This is a genomic window from Janthinobacterium sp. CG3, from assembly GCF_000344615.1.
GTDB lineage: Bacteria > Pseudomonadota > Gammaproteobacteria > Burkholderiales > Burkholderiaceae_D > Janthinobacterium.
In genome coordinates this window covers 1144999-1160724 of record NZ_KB467824.1, presented here as the reverse complement: position 1 = coordinate 1160724, position 15726 = coordinate 1144999, and the positions used below count along the sequence as shown (strand labels likewise).

The window sequence follows — 15726 nt, the reverse complement described above, 5'->3', positions numbered from 1 at the left end:
TTACCAGTAAAAAAAGACCGACACGATGTGCGCGATCAGGCTGCCCAATAAGGCGAACGACATGGGCACGTGGAAAACCAGCCAGATTTCGGTCCAGGTTCTCAGGCGAACATATTCACGAATGCGGTTCAGTTGCTGTAAGCGGCGAAATTGCAACGTATACAACTCTTGCAAGCTGGTGGGAACGTCGTAGGATTGCTGCCCGAGCCAATCGACGACTTTCTGCGTCATGCACTTGGCGTTTGTGCCGGTAAAGCGCTGCCAGTAATGGGAAAAAATCTTGCCGTTGGCCGAGGCGGCCATCAGCGATTGAATTTCCGGCGTCATGCTCGCGGCCAGTATGCGGCTTTGGTCGTCGCTATCGCGCAACAGTTGGCCGTATTGTTGCAGCGTCTGCCCGTTCAGCAAATTACCCATCAACGCAGGTTGGCGTAGGTACAGTACGACGCCCCAGATGCCGCTGACGATGACCGAGATGGTCATCGCGTACGCCAGGGTATGCACGTTCCAGCCGAATTGGAAACCGGTATGCAGCGTGGCGACAACGGCCAACGCCAGCCCCAGATAGACGTGCGCCGACAGCCAACCCCGCACGGTGCCGAGGGTGGAACTGTAGGCGCGCTTGCGCATGCCGAACGCCAACAGCCACAGGATCAGCGCGGCGCCCAGCGTACCCAGGCCATAGCCCAGCCACGTGCCGCCGCCCGGCCTGATTGGCGGCTGGTCCAGCGCATAGAGCAGAACGCAGCCCAGGACCACGGCTGCCGCCCATTTGAGGTACTTCGACCTCCTAAAGGACAAAATATTGTCTTGTATCATAGTCCAACTTGCTCTAAGTTAGCGCCCATACTGCGGAGCAAAACCCGCAGCCCTCGGGCGTTTGTCGCATTACTTATGTCATTACTTGTTACTGTATCAATTTTTTCCGCTAGATTACACTAGAGCCCCTATACTTCGGCCAAAAAAGTTCCCCGTCCATGCTAATATTTTCTGCAATTGCAACGCTTTTTACTTGTTTTACACTATGGACTCTGCTTAATATTTGGAAACGCAGCCGAAACATTTCAGAAAAAACAATTGATACAGAATGGCAAGTTTTACTCGCCAAGCGCCAAGAGATTGAAGACGATCTCTTGTTGCCGCGCCAGACGCAGGACGCCTTGCGCCAGGAGTGGACGTCAATGGCCGACGCCGTGCTGGCGCGCAATGGCGGCAACCCCGCCGGTGCCGCCGGCGCGGACCGCCCGCCGAACCCGGCGCCACGGCACCACTGGTGGCTGGTTGCCGGCTGCGGTTTGATCGGCTTGACGCTGTACGCGCTGCTGGGGCGCTGGGACGGCGACGCCTTGCAAGGCGTTGCGCCGGAATTGGCGCAGTCGCCCGCCGCGCAGCAAGACTTGCCGATGGCCGACGGCGCGCGCCACCCCGGCGGCACGGAAACCATCGAAGACCGCATCGCCAAGCTGGAGGAGAAATTGCAGGGCGCGCCGGACGACCTGGAGGGTTGGGTATTGCTGTCGCGCTCGCGCGGCATCCAGCGCGACTTCGCCGGCGCCACCGCGGCGCTGGAAAAGGCCCTGGCGTTGGCGCCCGGGCATCCCGACATCCTGGCCGACCTGGCCGACGTGATGGCGATGACCAACAACAAGTCGCTGGTTGGCCGTCCCTTGACGCTGATCCAGCAAGCGCTGGACAGCGCGCCGGGACACCGCAAGGCGCTGTCGCTGGCCGCCACCGCCGCGATGCAAGACAAGGATATCAAGCTGGCGACCGAGTACTGGCAGCGTCTGCGCGCCACCTTCCCCGCCGGCGCGCCCGATATTGCCCAGGTCGACACCATCCTGGCCAGCCTGGGCACGCCGGCCACGCCGCCGGCCGCGCCCGCGCAAGCGCAAGCGGCCCCGTCCGCCGTCAACGGCGCGGCGGCGGCCGCCATCGACGGTGTGGTCGAGTTGAGCCCGGCCTTGATCGCCGCGCTGAAGAAGCAAGCGCTGCCGGCCAGCGCCATCCTGTTCGTGGTGGCCAAGGCGCCGGCCGGCCCGCCGATGCCGTTGGCGGTGGTGCGCCTGCCGGTCCAGCAACTGCTGCAGGGTAAAGCGGTCGCGTTCAAGCTTGACGACAGCCAAGCCATGACGCCGGCGACTAAACTGTCGGGCAACGCCCGCGTCAACCTGGAAGCGCGCATTTCGCTGTCCGGCACCGCCGGCAAGCAGCCGGGCGACCTGTACGTCGCCATGCCCGACGTCGCCACGGGGAGCACCAACGTAACATTGCTGATCCAGGCCGTCGTGCCATGACGATGCACGGCGCTGAGGTAGCGACGGTGCTGGAGCTGCTGGCCGTGCCGGTCTTCCGCGGTGGCAAAATGTTGATGGCGGAGGTCTCGTTCGCCCTGCCGGGCGGCCGGTATCTTGAGCTGCAAGGGCAAAACGGCAGCGGCAAGACCAGCTTGCTGCGCACGCTGGCGGCGCTGCAAAGCGCCCCGCCCGACCATCCGCAAGGCGAACGGCGCCAGGCCGGCGCGCACACCACCTTCTACTTCAGCCACCAGAGCGGCTTTCGCGCCGAGCTGCGGGTGGCCGAGCAACTGGCGTTGTCGCTGGAAATGCACGACGTGCGGCCCGGCAGCGGCGCCATCAAGGCGCTGCTGAAGCGGGTCGGCCTGGGCCATCAGGCGCAGGCGCGGGTCGGCCAGCTGTCCCACGGCCAACTGCGGCGCCTGATGCTCGCCGTCATGGCCGCCAGCGGCCGCACCGTCTGGCTGATCGACGAACCGCTCAACGCCCTCGACGTGCAAGCCATCGCGCTGTTCAAGGAGTTGCTGCTGGAGCATTTCGGCGGCGGCGGCGCGGCGGTGGTGGCCACCCACCGCGCGCTCGACGAGGCGATTCCCGAGCTGGCGCCCTATTCGATGGGGACGCTGCGTATCGAAGCGCAACAGGCGCGCCTGTTGCCGCCGTCCGCCGGAAAGGACCAGCCCGAGTCGGCAGGACTGGCGACGCCGCGCGCCGACCGCGCCGCCGTGCAAGGCTGGGCGGCGCTGCACTGGGTATTGCGGCGCGAGCTGGCGCTGATGGCGGCGCGGCCGCAGGATATTGTCTGGCCGTCGGTTTTCCATTGGATGGTGGTGACGCTGTTCCCCTTCGGCCTGGGCTCGGAAAGCGCGTTGCTGGCGCGCGCGGCCGGCGGCGTGTTCTGGGTCAGCGCCCTGCTGGCGAGCCTGATCGGCGCGGCCCGTTACTTCGACGCCGACTTCGAGCATGGCGTGCTGAACGACGTCAAGACGGCGAACGTGTCGCTGCCCCTGCTGGTGTTCGGCAAGGTCGTCGCCGGCTGGCTGTTCGTCGGGCTGCCGCTGTCGCTGGCCAGCCTGCCGCTGGGCTTGCTGTACGGCTTGTCCGGCGACGTGCTGCTGATCCTGTTCGCCTCGCTGGCGCTGGGTTCGGTCAGCCTGGCCGCCTTCAGTTGCCTGTTTGCCGCGCTGGGCCTGATGGCGCGCCAGGCGCAAATTATCATCTGCCTGCTGGCGTTTCCGGTGTTCGTGCCGCTGGTGGTTTTCGGCACCGCCGCCATTGCCGGCGCGCAAAGCGGCATCGGCGCGCTGGCGCCGCTGATGGTACTGGCCAGCCTGGCCATGCTCAGCGTCGTCGCCTTGCCGATGGTGACGGCGCGCGTTCTGGCGCTGGCGCTCGAATAGAGACAAGCCGGAACGTTTTTTGTCGTTACGCAATATCGACCTGTAAATGCCGTGGCGTATCCATTAAAATACCGCTTTTCCAGCGCTGTTAGCGGAACGGGATAGCCACCCTCTTCGGTAAGATGCAAGGCCAGACCCCCGTTTGACGGATTGAGTGACATGTATTTATCCCAGCAACTCCGGCGACTCAGTTCGCCACCGGTTTTTTTCCGCGCCAGCGGCCTGCTGCTGCGGGCCCTGGTGCCGGCGGCGCTGCTGTTGGGCGGCGTCGGCCTGTGGATGGCGCTATGCGTGGCGCCCACCGACGCACAACAAGGCGAGGTCTACCGCATTCTCTACCTGCACGTCCCGGCCGCCTGGATGTCGATGCTGATCTATGTGGTGGCGTGCGCCTACGCGGCGCTGCACTGCGTCTACCGCAGCGCCGTCTCGGCCGTGATGCTGCGCGCGCTGCTGCCCACCGGCGCCTGGATGACGGCGCTGGCCCTGGCCACCGGCTCGCTGTGGGGCAAGCCGACCTGGGGCACCTACTGGATCTGGGACGCGCGGCTCACCTCGGAACTGCTGCTGCTATTCATCTATTTCGGCCTGATGGCGATCGCCTCGCTGGTCGAGGACGACAGCAAGACCGACCGCCTGCTTGCCTGGTTCACGCTGGTCGGCCTGTTCAACATTCCGTTGATCTATTTTTCCGTAGTCTACTGGAACACCCTGCACCAGGGCGCGTCGATTGGCGCGTCCGGCGCCCCGCGCATGGCGTCCGACATGAAAATGACCTTAATCCTGTGCACGCTGGCGATGTGGTGCGCCTGCGCGGCGCTGGCGATGACGCGCGCGCGCTGGCAATTGCTGGGGCGCGAAAGCGCCGCGGCCTGGGTCCGCAAGGCGCTGCCATGAACGCGCAGACGTCCATTTGGCTGTGCGTGGCGCTGGCGGCGTTGGTGTTCGCGCTCGACAGCGTCAGCGTGATCCGCGCCAAACGCGCCGCGCTTAAAAAACTTGAATGGGAAGACGAGAAATAATGCCGATCGAATCGACAACGAAGACGCCGATGAAACCGCGCACGGTGCGCCTGCTGTGGCTGCTGGCCGTGCTGCTGGCCGTCGGCGCCACCGTCTACGGCGTGCTGCGCGTGTTCAACGACAACCTGGTGTTCTTCTACACCCCGACCCAGCTGCTAAAGGGCGAAACCCCGGCCGGGCGCAGCTACCGCCTGGGCGGCATGGTCGAGCAAGGCAGTCTGCGGCGCGAGCCGGGCACCACCAACATCAGCTTTCGCGTCACCGACCTGGCGCACGTCGTGCCGGTGCGCTTCAGCGGCATCACGCCCGACCTGTTCAAGGAAGGCAAAGGCGTGATCGCCGAAGGCAGCATGAAGGACGGCACCTTCATATCGACCGAAATCCTGGCCAAGCACGATGAAAACTACGCCCCACCGGCATTGAAGAAATGATACCTGAACTCGGACAACTCGCATTATCGCTGGCGCTGGCGCTGGCCCTGCTCACCGGCGGCTACGGCCTGTGGCACGTAAGCCGCCGCAGCCAGCCCGAGCAATATTTGTCGCAGGCGTTGGCCGGCTCGTCGGTGCTGATCTTCGCGCTGGTGCTGGCGTCGTTCGCGGCGCTGATGGCCAGCTTCCTGTCGAGCGACTTCTCGGTGCGCAACGTCGCCGAAAATTCCAATATCCTGCTGCCGGTGCAATACAAGATTGCCGCCACCTGGGGCTCGCACGAGGGGTCGATGCTGCTGTGGATACTCATGCTGTCGGGCTGGACCGCCGCCGTCGCGTTGTGCTCGAGCCGGTTGGCGCCGGGCTTCCGCGTGCGCGTGCTGGGCGTGCTGCTGATCCTGCAAGTGACCTTCATCGCCTTCCTGCTGTCGAGTTCGAACCCCTTCCTGCGCATCCTGCCGGCGGCGCTCAACGGGCGCGACCTAAACCCGCTGCTGCAAGACCCGGTCATGGTCAGCCACCCGCCGCTGCTGTACATGGGTTACGTCGGCTTCTCGGTCAGCTTCGCCTTCGCCATCGCCGCGCTGATGGAAGGCCGGCTCGACCCGACGTGGGCGCGCTGGTCGCGGCCGTGGGCCAACGCCGCCTGGGCCTTCCTCACGGTCGGCATCCTGCTCGGCAGCTGGTGGGCGTACACCGTGCTCGGCTGGGGCGGCTGGTGGTTTTGGGACCCGGTCGAAAACGCGTCGCTGCTGCCGTGGCTGGCCGGCACCGCGTTGATCCACTCGCTGGCGGTAACGGACAAGCGCGACGCGCTGAAAAGCTGGACCGTGCTGCTGGCGATAGTGGCCTTCGCGCTGTCGCTGCTGGGCACCTTCCTGGTGCGCTCGGGCGTGCTGACCTCGGTGCACGCCTTCGCCACCGACCCGCGCCGCGGCATCCTGATCCTCGGCCTGCTGATCCTGGTGATCGGCTTTTCCTTCGTGCTGTACGGCGCGCGCACCCGCAAGGTGGGCCTGGGCGGGCAATTCAGCCTGGTTTCGCGCGAGTCCATGCTGCTGATCAATAACCTGTTGATGGTGTCAGCGCTGGCCGCCGTGCTGCTGGGCACCCTGTATCCCTTGATCGTCGAAGTCTTCACCGGCCAGAAAATGTCGGTCGGCCCGCCGTACTTCAACGCCGTGTTCGCGCCCTTGTTGCTGCCGGCGGTTTGGCTGATGGCGCTGGCGCCGTACAGCCAGTGGAAGTCGATGAAGCTGAGCGACGCGCTGAAGCCGATGCTATTGCCACTGCTGGCGTCGGTCGTGGTCACCTCCGCCACCATCTACCTGCTCGGCAAAGCCAGCCTGATGATGGTGCTGGGCCTGGCCGCCGCCGTCACGCTGGCCACCGCCACGGCCGGGCAGGCGCGGCGCCAGCTGCGCCGCCTCAAGGAAAACGGCGCCTCGCGCGCGCTGTTCGACCGCGCCCGCCTGCTTGGCATGTCGTACTGGGGCATGATCGTCGCGCATATCGGCGTCGCCGTCTTCGTTGCCGGCGTCACCATGGTAAAAACCTATGAAGTCGAACGCGACCTGGTGATGCTGCCGGGGCAGACCGAAAGCGTCGGCGTCTGGCGCCTGACCTTTATCGGCGTCGACGACGTGCCGGGGCCGAACTACGTGGCGGCCCACGGCGTGTTCGAACTGACCCGCGGCGTAGGCAAGGTCATCCATTTGATGGAACCGGAGAAGCGCCGCTTTACCGTCGGCGGCCAGGTGATCACCCAGGCCGCTATCGACTACGGCTTCTTCGGCGACGTCTACGTCTCGCTCGGCGAGCCGAACGCCAGCGGCGACACCGCCGCCAAGCCGGCCGAGCAGGCGTGGACGGTGCGCATGTACGTAAAACCGTTTATTAGCTGGATCTGGTGGGGCTGCGCCTTGATGGCGCTGGGCGGTATCTTCACGCTGTTCGACCGCCGCTACCGGCGCGTCGCCGCCAGGAACGCCGCCAAGAACGGCGTCGGAGTGACGGCGTGATGCGCTGGCTGCGCCTGGGGCTGCCGCTGGCCGTGTTGCTGCTACTGGCGGCGCTGCTGGCGCGCGGCCTGCAACTGGACCCGCGCCACCTGCCCTCGGTCCAGGTGGGCAAACCGGCGCCGGCCTTCACGGTCGCCTCGCTGGAGGTCGGCGCGCCGTTTTCGCCCGCCGGCATGCGCGGCAAAATATGGGTCATGAACGTGTTCGCCTCGTGGTGCTCGGCCTGCGTGGTCGAGCACCCGCGCCTGCTGCAACTGGCGGCCGCCCACCAGGTGCCGCTGGTCGGACTGGCCTACAAGGACCGGGCCGAAGACACCCGGCGCTGGCTACAGCAAAACGGCAACCCGTTCAGCCGGGTCGCGCTGGATTTGGACGGCCGGGTCGGCATCGACTACGGCGTCTATGGCGTGCCGGAAACCTATGTCATTGACGCCGCCGGCGTGGTCCGCTACCGCCAGGTCGGCCCGATCGGCGACGATTTCTTCGCCGTCCATGTCGCCCCGCTGCTTTCCGAAACCTCCACCATGGCGAAAAAACCGTGAGCAAAGTAGCTGAAAAACTGGCGGCCATGCCGTCCGAAGCGGCATCGCCATCGCAGGCCGAGTACGAGCGCATGCAACACCTGGCCGCCGAGCTGCGCTGCCTGGTGTGCCAAAACCAGACCATTGCCGATTCCAATTCGGGATTGGCCATCGACCTGCGCGGTCAGATTACCGAGCAGATCCGCGCCGGCAAGAGCGACCTCGCCATCAAGGAGTACATGGCGGAGCGCTACGGCCAGTTCGTGCTGTACAACCCGCCGTTCACCGCCGCCAACGCGGCGCTGTGGATCGGCCCCTTCTTGCTGCTGCTGATCGGCGTGGCCATGGCGTGGCGGGCAATGCGCAGCAGCGCGACGGCATCGACCGCAACGGCCGAGAGAACAATAGACGCGGCCACGGCGGCGGCGCTGGAGGAGCGCTACCGCAAGGACGCCTAGCACTATTTCTCAATGGATTGAAAAACCTCGTCCAACGTGGCGGCGCCGACACTCGATCTCGGCTTGGGCCTGCGGGAAATAGAACGCCATGAACCCCGGAAAATACCGGTTCAGCACATCTTTCCAGGGCGTGTCGTGGTCGTCGTTTCTTGGGATGCGACGACAGCAAGGACAGCGCTGTAATTGCGCTGCGATTGCGCCGGCATGTGCGGGCGCGGCGTTGTAATAGAGTCAGATACATGACGCTGCGCTCGCCCGGCTACCTCGAGCGACGTAATCGCCGGGTAAGCCAGGCGTTTCTGCTTCCGAGGTGTCTTTTAACTCCTGGGTCCTTGAGATGCGTGCCCGGCGCCCACACCGTGCGCATATAATTTTTCTATGACACAGTAAGACTAGCGGAAGATGGGGTCCCAACCGCTTGCCGGCGAAATCACGCTGTCCCTGGCGATGCCGCGCTCCTTCGCTGAGAAATTCGCGCAATAGACCTTGGCCTCCGTCACGTTATGGCTCTCTTCGCTGGCCGCCGGACGCGCCGTCTCCGCGCTGTTTGAAATAAGTACGCTCTGCTTGTTATCGGGATAGCAGATGCCGATGCCTTTGAGCGAAGGCATCAACATGCGCCAATACCAGGGGACAATATGGGTGAGCGCGGCGCGCGCCGCGTCGATGCCGTCGGCGATGTCACCATAGCTGAAATTTTCGGCGGGCAGCTTCGGCTCCAGATAGAACTGGACCCGCAGCGCCCCCTTTTTCTTATTGCTTAAGAACTCGGCGTTCTCGTCATAGGCTTCCTGGCTGAGCGGAATCGTCAGGAAGCCGGCCGGCGACATGCGCACTTTTTCAAACGTCTTGTCGCCGCGCAGGATGATCTCCAGGTCGGGAATCGGCTTGCCAGTCTCGCTGGACACCACCTTGATTAATAGCCGCACCCGGTCGTTGCTGGCGCCGGCGATCTTGCTCAGCATCTCGTAGGCTATTTTATAGGGCAATATCGCCGGGTCCCTCACGCCGGTCACTTGGACGATCTGCAGCGGCGCCTCCTCCTCCGTTGCCTGGGCCCACACAGGCGCCAGTGGCACGGCAAACAGCGCGGCGCTTAGGACAAGTCTGACTCGGATGGGCAATGCATGACGAATTTGTACGGCTTGCTTCAATCTTGGCGAACCTTGTGTCAACTTGCTCATCTATTCTTTCTGATTGTAGGGCGTTAGCGCTCCAGCAAGTATAAGCGTAAGGGGTTGACGGCGCTAGCCGCCCGCCGCCAGCGCCGGGCAGAGCCGCGAGGCTTGTCCGCACACCTGGTTGCGTCCGCTCTGTTTGGCCCGGTACATGGCGCGATCGGCCGCCTCGACCAGATCGAGCGGCCGGCTGTCGTTGCGCACCGGCACCAGCGCCTGCACCCCGGCGCTGACGGTGACGACGCCGCTGCCGTTGCCCGGGTGGCGCAACTGCAGCGCGTGGATGGCCTTGCGGATACTCTCGGCGACCTGCATCGCCCCCGCCATCTCCGTTGCCGGTAACAACACCGCGATCTCCTCGCCGCCGTAGCGCGCCACCACGTCGCCGGCGCGGCGCTTGCCGGCGTTGATCACCTGGCCGATCGCCCGCAGGCACTCGTCGCCGGCCGGGTGGCCGAAGAGGTCGTTGTATTGCTTGAAGCAATCGACGTCGATCATGATCAGGGCCAAAGAACTGGCGTTGCGCATCGCCCGGCTGAACTCATCCTGCAAGGAAACGTCGAACTGGCGCCGGTTGGCCAGCCCGGTCAGGCCGTCCTGCATGGCCAAGCGCTGCAAGGTGACGTTCAAGGATTCCAGCGAGTTGCGCGCCAGCACCAGCTCGGCCTCGGTCCGGCCGCGTAGCTCGATCTGCCGCACCAGGCGCACACCCAGCAAACCCAGCACCAGCACCAGAACGCCGACGCCGACGCCATACACATGCGCGTCGGCGCGCCATTCGCCCAGCACCTCGTCCTGCGCCAGCGCGGCCGAGACCACCAGCGGATATTGCTCCAGCCGGCGGTAGCTGTTGATGCGGGTGATGCCGTCCTGGCCCGAGGTGATGATGGCCGTGCCGACCGGCGCGCGCGGTAAATACTGGCCGAACAGCGGCAAGCCCGCAATGTTGCGGCCCAGGCTTTTCCGTTCGAACGGGCGCCGCACCAGCAGCGTGCCGTTGTCGAGCGCGACGAAAATCGCGCCGGAGCGGCCAATCTCGAAGCGCGCGTAAAAGGATTGGAAATATTCCATGCGGATCGTCGCCAGCGCCACGCCGCCAAAGCTGCCGTCGGGCCGGTTGAGGCGGCGCGACACGGTGATGACCAGGTCGCCGGTTGATTTGCTGCGGATCAGCGGCCCGATGTGCGGCCCGCGGTCCAGGTGCGTGCGGTGATAAATGAAGTATTCACGCTCGGCGTTGCTGGCGTTCTTCGGCGTGCGGCCCAGCGAGTTGACCAGCCAGCCGCCGTCGCTTCGGTAGACGAAGACGCCGTGCAACTGGGGCAGTTCGGCGACCCGCTTGACCAGCAGCTGCTGCACGCGCGCCAATTGCGCCGCGGTCGGCGGATCGGTTTCCAGCCGCTCGACCAGGCCGACCAGCACCGTGTCGGCCTCCTTGACGGTGTCGTAGGCGTGCTGGGCCACCGCGCGCGCCAGGTTGGCCGCGACCACGGTGCCGGCCTTCAGCTGGCTTTCACGGCCGCGCCAGCTGATCCAGCTTTGCAGCACGACCAGCGAGACGCACACCAACACCACGAACGACGTCGCGCGCCACTTGATCGGCGAGAAATCGTCCTCCTTGTTGGCAAGACGGACGACAAAACTGCGCAGACTGGCCATTGGGCACACCTCCGTTGCGTCGCTGCGGAAACGACGGGCGTAGCAAGCGCGCGCCGCTGACCGCGCCATAGGATTGTGTTGCCAGTCTATGCAGTTTTTACACGAGCAATACTGTCGTACCGCAACCATCGTGCTTGCGGCGCAACCGTATTAACACCACAGGCGCGCCCCCCGGGGCCGGACCCTGAAGGGCTGACCCCGGCTCGTCGCCTGTGGTTTTTGCCGGCGTTCGCGGCGCCCTGGGCGCGCCCTAGAGCTTGTCCAGCTGCTGCCTGGCGTAGCCGGCCGCCGAGGCGTTTGGCGCCAGCTCCAGGTAAGTCTTGTACGCGCCTTTGGCCTTGACGCCGTCACCCGCGCGGACGTGGGCGTCACCCAGGTTCAGGTAGGCAATCGCCCGCGACGGGTCCATTTTGACGGTGTTTTCAAACCAGCGCGCCGCCTCGGCGTACCTTTCCTGCTTGTAGAAGACGAAGCCGAGGTTGTTGGCGGCCAGCGCGAAGTCGGCGCGCAGTTTCAGCGCCTCGGTGAACTGCGCCTCGGCCGCCGCGTATTGTTTTTCCTTGTACAGTTGCAGGCCGCGGTCGTTGGCCCGCTGCGCCAGCTGGCGCGCCGAGGTCGGCACCGTCGGCGGCGTGGCGATCTTTTGCTCGACGCCCTGCAAATCCTTCACCGTCACCGTGGCGGGGGGGGCGCCGGCCACCTTGCGCTCGTCCGCGCCGGCCGGGCGCGACGCGTCCAGCTTCGAGTTCAGCGCGATCGCCGCGCTCGACAGTTGCGCCGTGGTGGGGCTGAGGAACTCGGTCTCGGCCGGCAGTTCAAAGACGAAGTCGCCGCCCTCCGAGCCGGGCAGGCTGCCAAAGGCCGGCGTCTGGTTCGACACGCTGGCCACCGCCGGCGCGACGTAGGCGGCCAGTTCGGTGGCGGTGATCAGGCCGTCGCCGTTCAGGTCGGCCTTGCCGGCCAGCCCCTGCAGCAGCGTCCAGGTAAACACCGAATGGCCGTTCGGCCCGCCGTCGGCGACCAGCTGGTCGCCGCCGCCGGCCGTGAGCATTTGCCGGCCGATACGCTTGGCGTTGTCGCGCAGGAAGGAGCTGGAGCCAACGCCGCGCGTCAGCCCCAGGCCGCTGTAACAGGCGTCCATGACGAACAGCGCATGCTTGGCGGTCAGGCTTTCGGCGATGTTCTGGATTTCCGTCATCGGAATGGCGTCGGTGGCGAACTGGTTCGGGTCCGAGTCGACCGGCACGATGTAGCCGAGGTCGCGCCCGGAGCTGAGCTTGCGGGTCGCGCCGTGGCCGGCGAAAAAGACGAAGATGCGGTCGTTCTTCTGCACCCCGCCGTGCGCCAGCTTGTCGTGGAAGGCGGCCAGAATGTTGGTGCGGGTCGCCTCGGCGTTCTTCAGCGACACCACCCGCTCCGGCGCAAAGCCGAACTTCTCGACCAGGCTCTGGCGCACGCCCTGCGCGTCGCGCACCGCGTACTGCAGCTTGGGCCATTTGGCGTAGTCGTCGATGCCGATCACCACCGCCCAGGAGTTGCCGTAGCCGGTGGTCACGGGGCTCTTCTCGGCCGCCGGCGCGGCGCCCTTGGCGACCTTGAAGGCGGCGCCGTCCCAGCCGGCGAACTGGTAGCCGTCCGCCACCAGCCGCTCCAGCACGGCCGGCAGGGCCTTGACGGTACGCTCGTGGATGTCGTGGAACAGAATGATGCCGCGGCCCTCCTTGTCGACCGAGCGCAGGACCCGGTCGGCGATCGAGCTGGGCACCGGATCGGCCCAGTCGAGCGAGTCGATGTTCCACATCACCGATGTCAGATGCGCGTTGGCCAGCGCCGCCATGCCCTCGCTGTTGCGGGCGCCGTAGGGAAAGCGGAACAGCGGCGCGCGCTCGCTGCTGATGGCCTTGAGCAGCACGTCGGTGTGCAAGATCTCGCCCTTCAGGCTGTCGCCGGTCTGCTTCGACAGCTGCGCGTGGCTGAAGCTGTGGTTGCCCAGCGCGTAGCCGGCCGCCATCAACTTGCGGCTGACCTCGGCGCCGGCCGACAACTTGGCCTTGCCGGCGGCGTCCAGGCTGCCCAGGTTGCGCCCGACGCTGAAAAACACCGCCGGCACGCCGTACTGTTTCAGGATCGCCGCGATTTCCTCGCTGTAGCGTTTGTGCGGGCCGTCGTCGAAGGTCAGCACCACGGTTTTCTTAGGCAGCGCGGTGCCGAAAATTTCCGCCCCGTCCGGTTTACCCTCCTCGACGCCGGCGGCGCCCGGTGGCGGCGCCGGATACGGCAGCACCACGCCGTATTCCTTCAGGATCTGCTCGCGCGTGTAACGTTTTTTCAAGTGCGCGACGTAGTCTTCCCAGCGTTCGCGCTTGAGTTCGATGGCGCGCGACTCGAAGCGGCCGAAGATTTGCCGGATTTCCTTCTCATAGTTGCGCTCGATCTCGGCCAGCGCGTCGAGGTCTTCCGACACGCGCTTGTGCAACTTAATCGCCGGCAGCGACGAATCCTTGGCCACGTCGGCCAGCAGCGACTGCAGCAGCTCGCGGAAGGCCAGACGGTCGGCGTCGTACAGGTCGGGGTCCGACTCGACATAGGTCAGCAAGCGCTCGAGCGCCTCGAAGCGGGCCGGATTGTCCGGCGCCGTCAACACCCCGAAAGCCTCGTCGAGCTTGCCGATGCGGACTTGGTTTTCGTGGAACAGCGCCTGGCCGACGCGCCGGCTCTCCGCGCGGGCCGGGGCCGCCAGCGCCTGCTCGTCGGCCAGCAGCACGATGATCTTGCGGTGCGCCGCCAGCACGTCGCGCAATTGCGCGCCGATCGCGGCAACGTCGCCGCTGGCCGCCGCCGCGGCGCCCGCGGCGGCAACGGGCGCGGACGCCGGTGCCGGCGCGGACGCCGGACGCGTGGCGAAGTAGGCGCCGGCCCCGGCGGCTACGACAACGGCGAGCGAAACGGCGATCTTGAGCGGCTTGGAGGTCACGATAAATAGGTCCGGTAAAAGGTCATGTATTAAATAGTAAATATTGGCTGGCGTGATTGTAAGGTAGGCCTTGCATCTGTGCCAGCGCGGCGTAACGGGACCGGCCGCGCGGCGCGGTGTTTACGCCGGCCGCGTCGCGCGAAGCGCAGGCGGGGTGCCGCGATGACCATATCGGCAACAAAGTTTTGATGTTGCAAGATCATAAAGTTTTATACTTTAAACAGTTTGACATAAAGGAAATAATTGCTAAGATAGCCGGGCATTGCAAGCCGCCGACGATACGGAATCTTGCATGCGCCAGGTGTGATCGTGGGACAACTGCCTGCGTCCAACGCAAGCGCTGCCCTTGCTCGCAATCAATCGAAGTTTATTTAGAAATTAGGACACTATCATGCATCCATTTTCACTGAACGAAGAACAAATCAAACAAGTTAGCGGCGGCGTTTCGGACCCGATCATGACGACGATGGCCATTGGCGAAGAAGGCGGCGATCCTGGCAATCTGACCGGCGGCACAGGTCAGCAAACCACGCTGGCCCTGGGCGAAGAAGGCGGCCTGCCACCGGTAGACCTGAAGTAATCGACTGAGCGTAAGCAGCCGGTCGCCGGACGGCGCGCCGTACGGCGACCGGCCCCATATCGTTGCAAAGGTAGTGGAAAAATCATGAAACATCTTATTTTGGCGCACGCCGGCGACCAGCACGCCCAGCATATGCTGGCGCAACTGGCGCGGCGCGGCCACGAAGCGCACCTGCTTGAAACCCATAAATTCCCCTCGACTATACAAATGAGCCTGACGCCGGCCGACGGCGGCGGCGAGCTGACGCTGCCCGACGGCAGCGCCATGCGTTTCGCCGAAATCGGCTCGGTCTACTGGCGCAATTTCTGCGGCGTCACCCCGGAGTCGACCAAGGCGACCCGCGGCTCGGTCGAGGACATCGCGTTTTACGACAGCATGGCCAGCCTGCGCTCGTGGTTCCAGTGCCGCAACCAGACGCATTGGCTCAATAGCTGGCAGGCATACCAGTCGCACCAGGAAAAGCCGCACCAGTTGCAATTGGTGGCGCAGGCCGGCGTCACCATCCCGCGCACGTATGTCGGCAACAACGCGCAACAAGTGCTGGCGTTCTGCAAAGCCGAACCGCAGGCTATTTTCAAGCCGGTATATGGCGGCGCCCATACCGAGCGCATCACCGAACGGCATCTGGCTGGCGAGCATTTGGCCGGCGCCTTGAGCCGCGCCCCGATCACGCTGCAACAATATGTGGACGGCACCAATATCCGCACCTATGCGATCGGCCGGCACATGTTTTCGCTGGAGCTGGAAAGCGACGACGTCGATTTCCGCACCGACGCGGCGTTGAGCATCAAGAATATCGACCTGCCGGCGGCGATACGCCAGCAGGTGCCGACGATTATGGCCTTGCTGTCGCTGAACTGGACCGCGATCGACTGGCGTCGCGACAAGGACGGCAACTACTTCTTCCTCGAAGCCAATCCCAGCCCGATGTTTCTCGGTATCGAGAACGCCACCGGTTACCCGCTGACCGATACGCTCATCGAGGCGATGGTCAACAGCGAATCGCGATGGAAACACGCCGCCTGAGGCCTCGATAAAGGCTTCCGCACACGGGCGTTTTTAGGGGCCGGAGCAAGGCGTCGCGGCTACCTGGCGCGGTGCCCGGCCCGCCCGCGACTTCCCCCTGCCCGCCAATACCGGAAATATTTTGCCGATGAGCGGTAGCGAAATGCATTTTTCGCATAT

Annotated in this window: 14 protein-coding genes; 10 read left to right on the top strand and 4 right to left on the bottom strand. The window is 64.9% G+C overall.

Features of this window, described 5'->3' with window-relative positions; all coding sequences use genetic code 11:
- Positions 1-819, bottom strand: coding sequence for a hypothetical protein (locus tag JANGC3_RS0105065; RefSeq protein ID WP_157406463.1), 819 nt, complete (start codon positions 817-819; stop codon positions 1-3).
- Between the two features lie 317 nt (positions 820-1136).
- Here JANGC3_RS0105065 and JANGC3_RS0105060 point away from each other — a divergent pair, with 317 nt between their 5' ends.
- From JANGC3_RS0105060 to JANGC3_RS0105025, 8 genes are all read left to right on the top strand, one after another.
- Positions 1137-2297 carry a tetratricopeptide repeat protein gene (locus JANGC3_RS0105060; RefSeq protein WP_157406462.1) on the top strand — a complete coding sequence of 387 codons (1161 nt, stop codon included), beginning with the start codon at positions 1137-1139 and terminating at the stop codon, positions 2295-2297.
- The gene (gene ccmA / locus JANGC3_RS30605) at positions 2294-3697 is read left to right on the top strand and encodes a heme ABC exporter ATP-binding protein CcmA (RefSeq protein ID WP_017875394.1); all 1404 of its coding nucleotides are present in this window, start codon (positions 2294-2296) and stop codon (positions 3695-3697) included. The genes JANGC3_RS0105060 and ccmA overlap by 4 nt, the downstream gene beginning before the upstream one ends.
- Before the next feature lie 159 nt (positions 3698-3856).
- The gene (gene ccmC, locus JANGC3_RS0105050) at positions 3857-4594 is read left to right on the top strand and encodes a heme ABC transporter permease CcmC (RefSeq protein ID WP_017875393.1); all 738 of its coding nucleotides are present in this window, start codon (positions 3857-3859) and stop codon (positions 4592-4594) included.
- Positions 4591-4719 carry a heme exporter protein CcmD gene (locus JANGC3_RS33135; protein WP_017875392.1) on the top strand — a complete coding sequence of 43 codons (129 nt, stop codon included), beginning with the start codon at positions 4591-4593 and terminating at the stop codon, positions 4717-4719. The genes ccmC and JANGC3_RS33135 overlap by 4 nt, the downstream gene beginning before the upstream one ends.
- A 29-nt stretch (positions 4720-4748) precedes the next feature.
- Positions 4749-5150 (top strand): cytochrome c maturation protein CcmE, encoded by a 402-nt coding sequence (gene ccmE / locus JANGC3_RS0105040; RefSeq protein ID WP_026132570.1) that lies wholly within the window; start codon positions 4749-4751, stop codon positions 5148-5150.
- Positions 5147-7171, top strand: a complete 2025-nt coding sequence (locus JANGC3_RS0105035; RefSeq protein WP_017875390.1) for a heme lyase CcmF/NrfE family subunit — start codon at positions 5147-5149, stop codon at positions 7169-7171. The genes ccmE and JANGC3_RS0105035 overlap by 4 nt, the downstream gene beginning before the upstream one ends.
- On the top strand, positions 7171-7713 hold the full coding sequence (locus tag JANGC3_RS0105030) for a DsbE family thiol:disulfide interchange protein (RefSeq protein ID WP_017875389.1): 543 nt from the start codon (positions 7171-7173) through the stop codon (positions 7711-7713). Before JANGC3_RS0105035 ends, JANGC3_RS0105030 begins: the two co-directional genes overlap by 1 nt.
- On the top strand, positions 7710-8150 hold the full coding sequence (locus JANGC3_RS0105025; RefSeq protein WP_017875388.1) for a cytochrome c-type biogenesis protein: 441 nt from the start codon (positions 7710-7712) through the stop codon (positions 8148-8150). Before JANGC3_RS0105030 ends, JANGC3_RS0105025 begins: the two co-directional genes overlap by 4 nt.
- A gap of 392 nt (positions 8151-8542) precedes the next feature.
- Here the strand turns inward: JANGC3_RS0105025 and JANGC3_RS0105020 are convergent, their stop codons facing one another.
- From JANGC3_RS0105020 to JANGC3_RS0105010, 3 genes are all read right to left on the bottom strand, one after another.
- Entirely contained in the window at positions 8543-9334 is a 792-nt protein-coding gene (locus tag JANGC3_RS0105020; RefSeq protein ID WP_157406461.1) for a hypothetical protein, read from the bottom strand.
- Between the two features lie 63 nt (positions 9335-9397).
- Positions 9398-10987: a sensor domain-containing diguanylate cyclase gene (locus JANGC3_RS0105015; protein WP_017875386.1), complete on the bottom strand. Its 1590-nt coding sequence runs from the start codon at positions 10985-10987 to the stop codon at positions 9398-9400.
- A gap of 250 nt (positions 10988-11237) precedes the next feature.
- Positions 11238-13961, bottom strand: coding sequence for a polysaccharide deacetylase family protein (locus JANGC3_RS0105010; RefSeq protein WP_017875385.1), 2724 nt, complete (start codon positions 13959-13961; stop codon positions 11238-11240).
- A 391-nt stretch (positions 13962-14352) separates the two neighbouring features.
- Here JANGC3_RS0105010 and JANGC3_RS0105005 point away from each other — a divergent pair, with 391 nt between their 5' ends.
- Together JANGC3_RS0105005 and JANGC3_RS0105000 are read left to right on the top strand one after the other, a co-directional pair.
- Complete coding sequence (locus JANGC3_RS0105005; protein ID WP_017875384.1) at positions 14353-14541, top strand: hypothetical protein; 189 nt, start codon at positions 14353-14355, stop codon at positions 14539-14541.
- Positions 14542-14625: 84 nt separating this feature from the next.
- Positions 14626-15567, top strand: coding sequence for an ATP-grasp domain-containing protein (locus JANGC3_RS0105000; protein ID WP_026132567.1), 942 nt, complete (start codon positions 14626-14628; stop codon positions 15565-15567).
- Positions 15568-15726 lie beyond the last annotated feature (159 nt).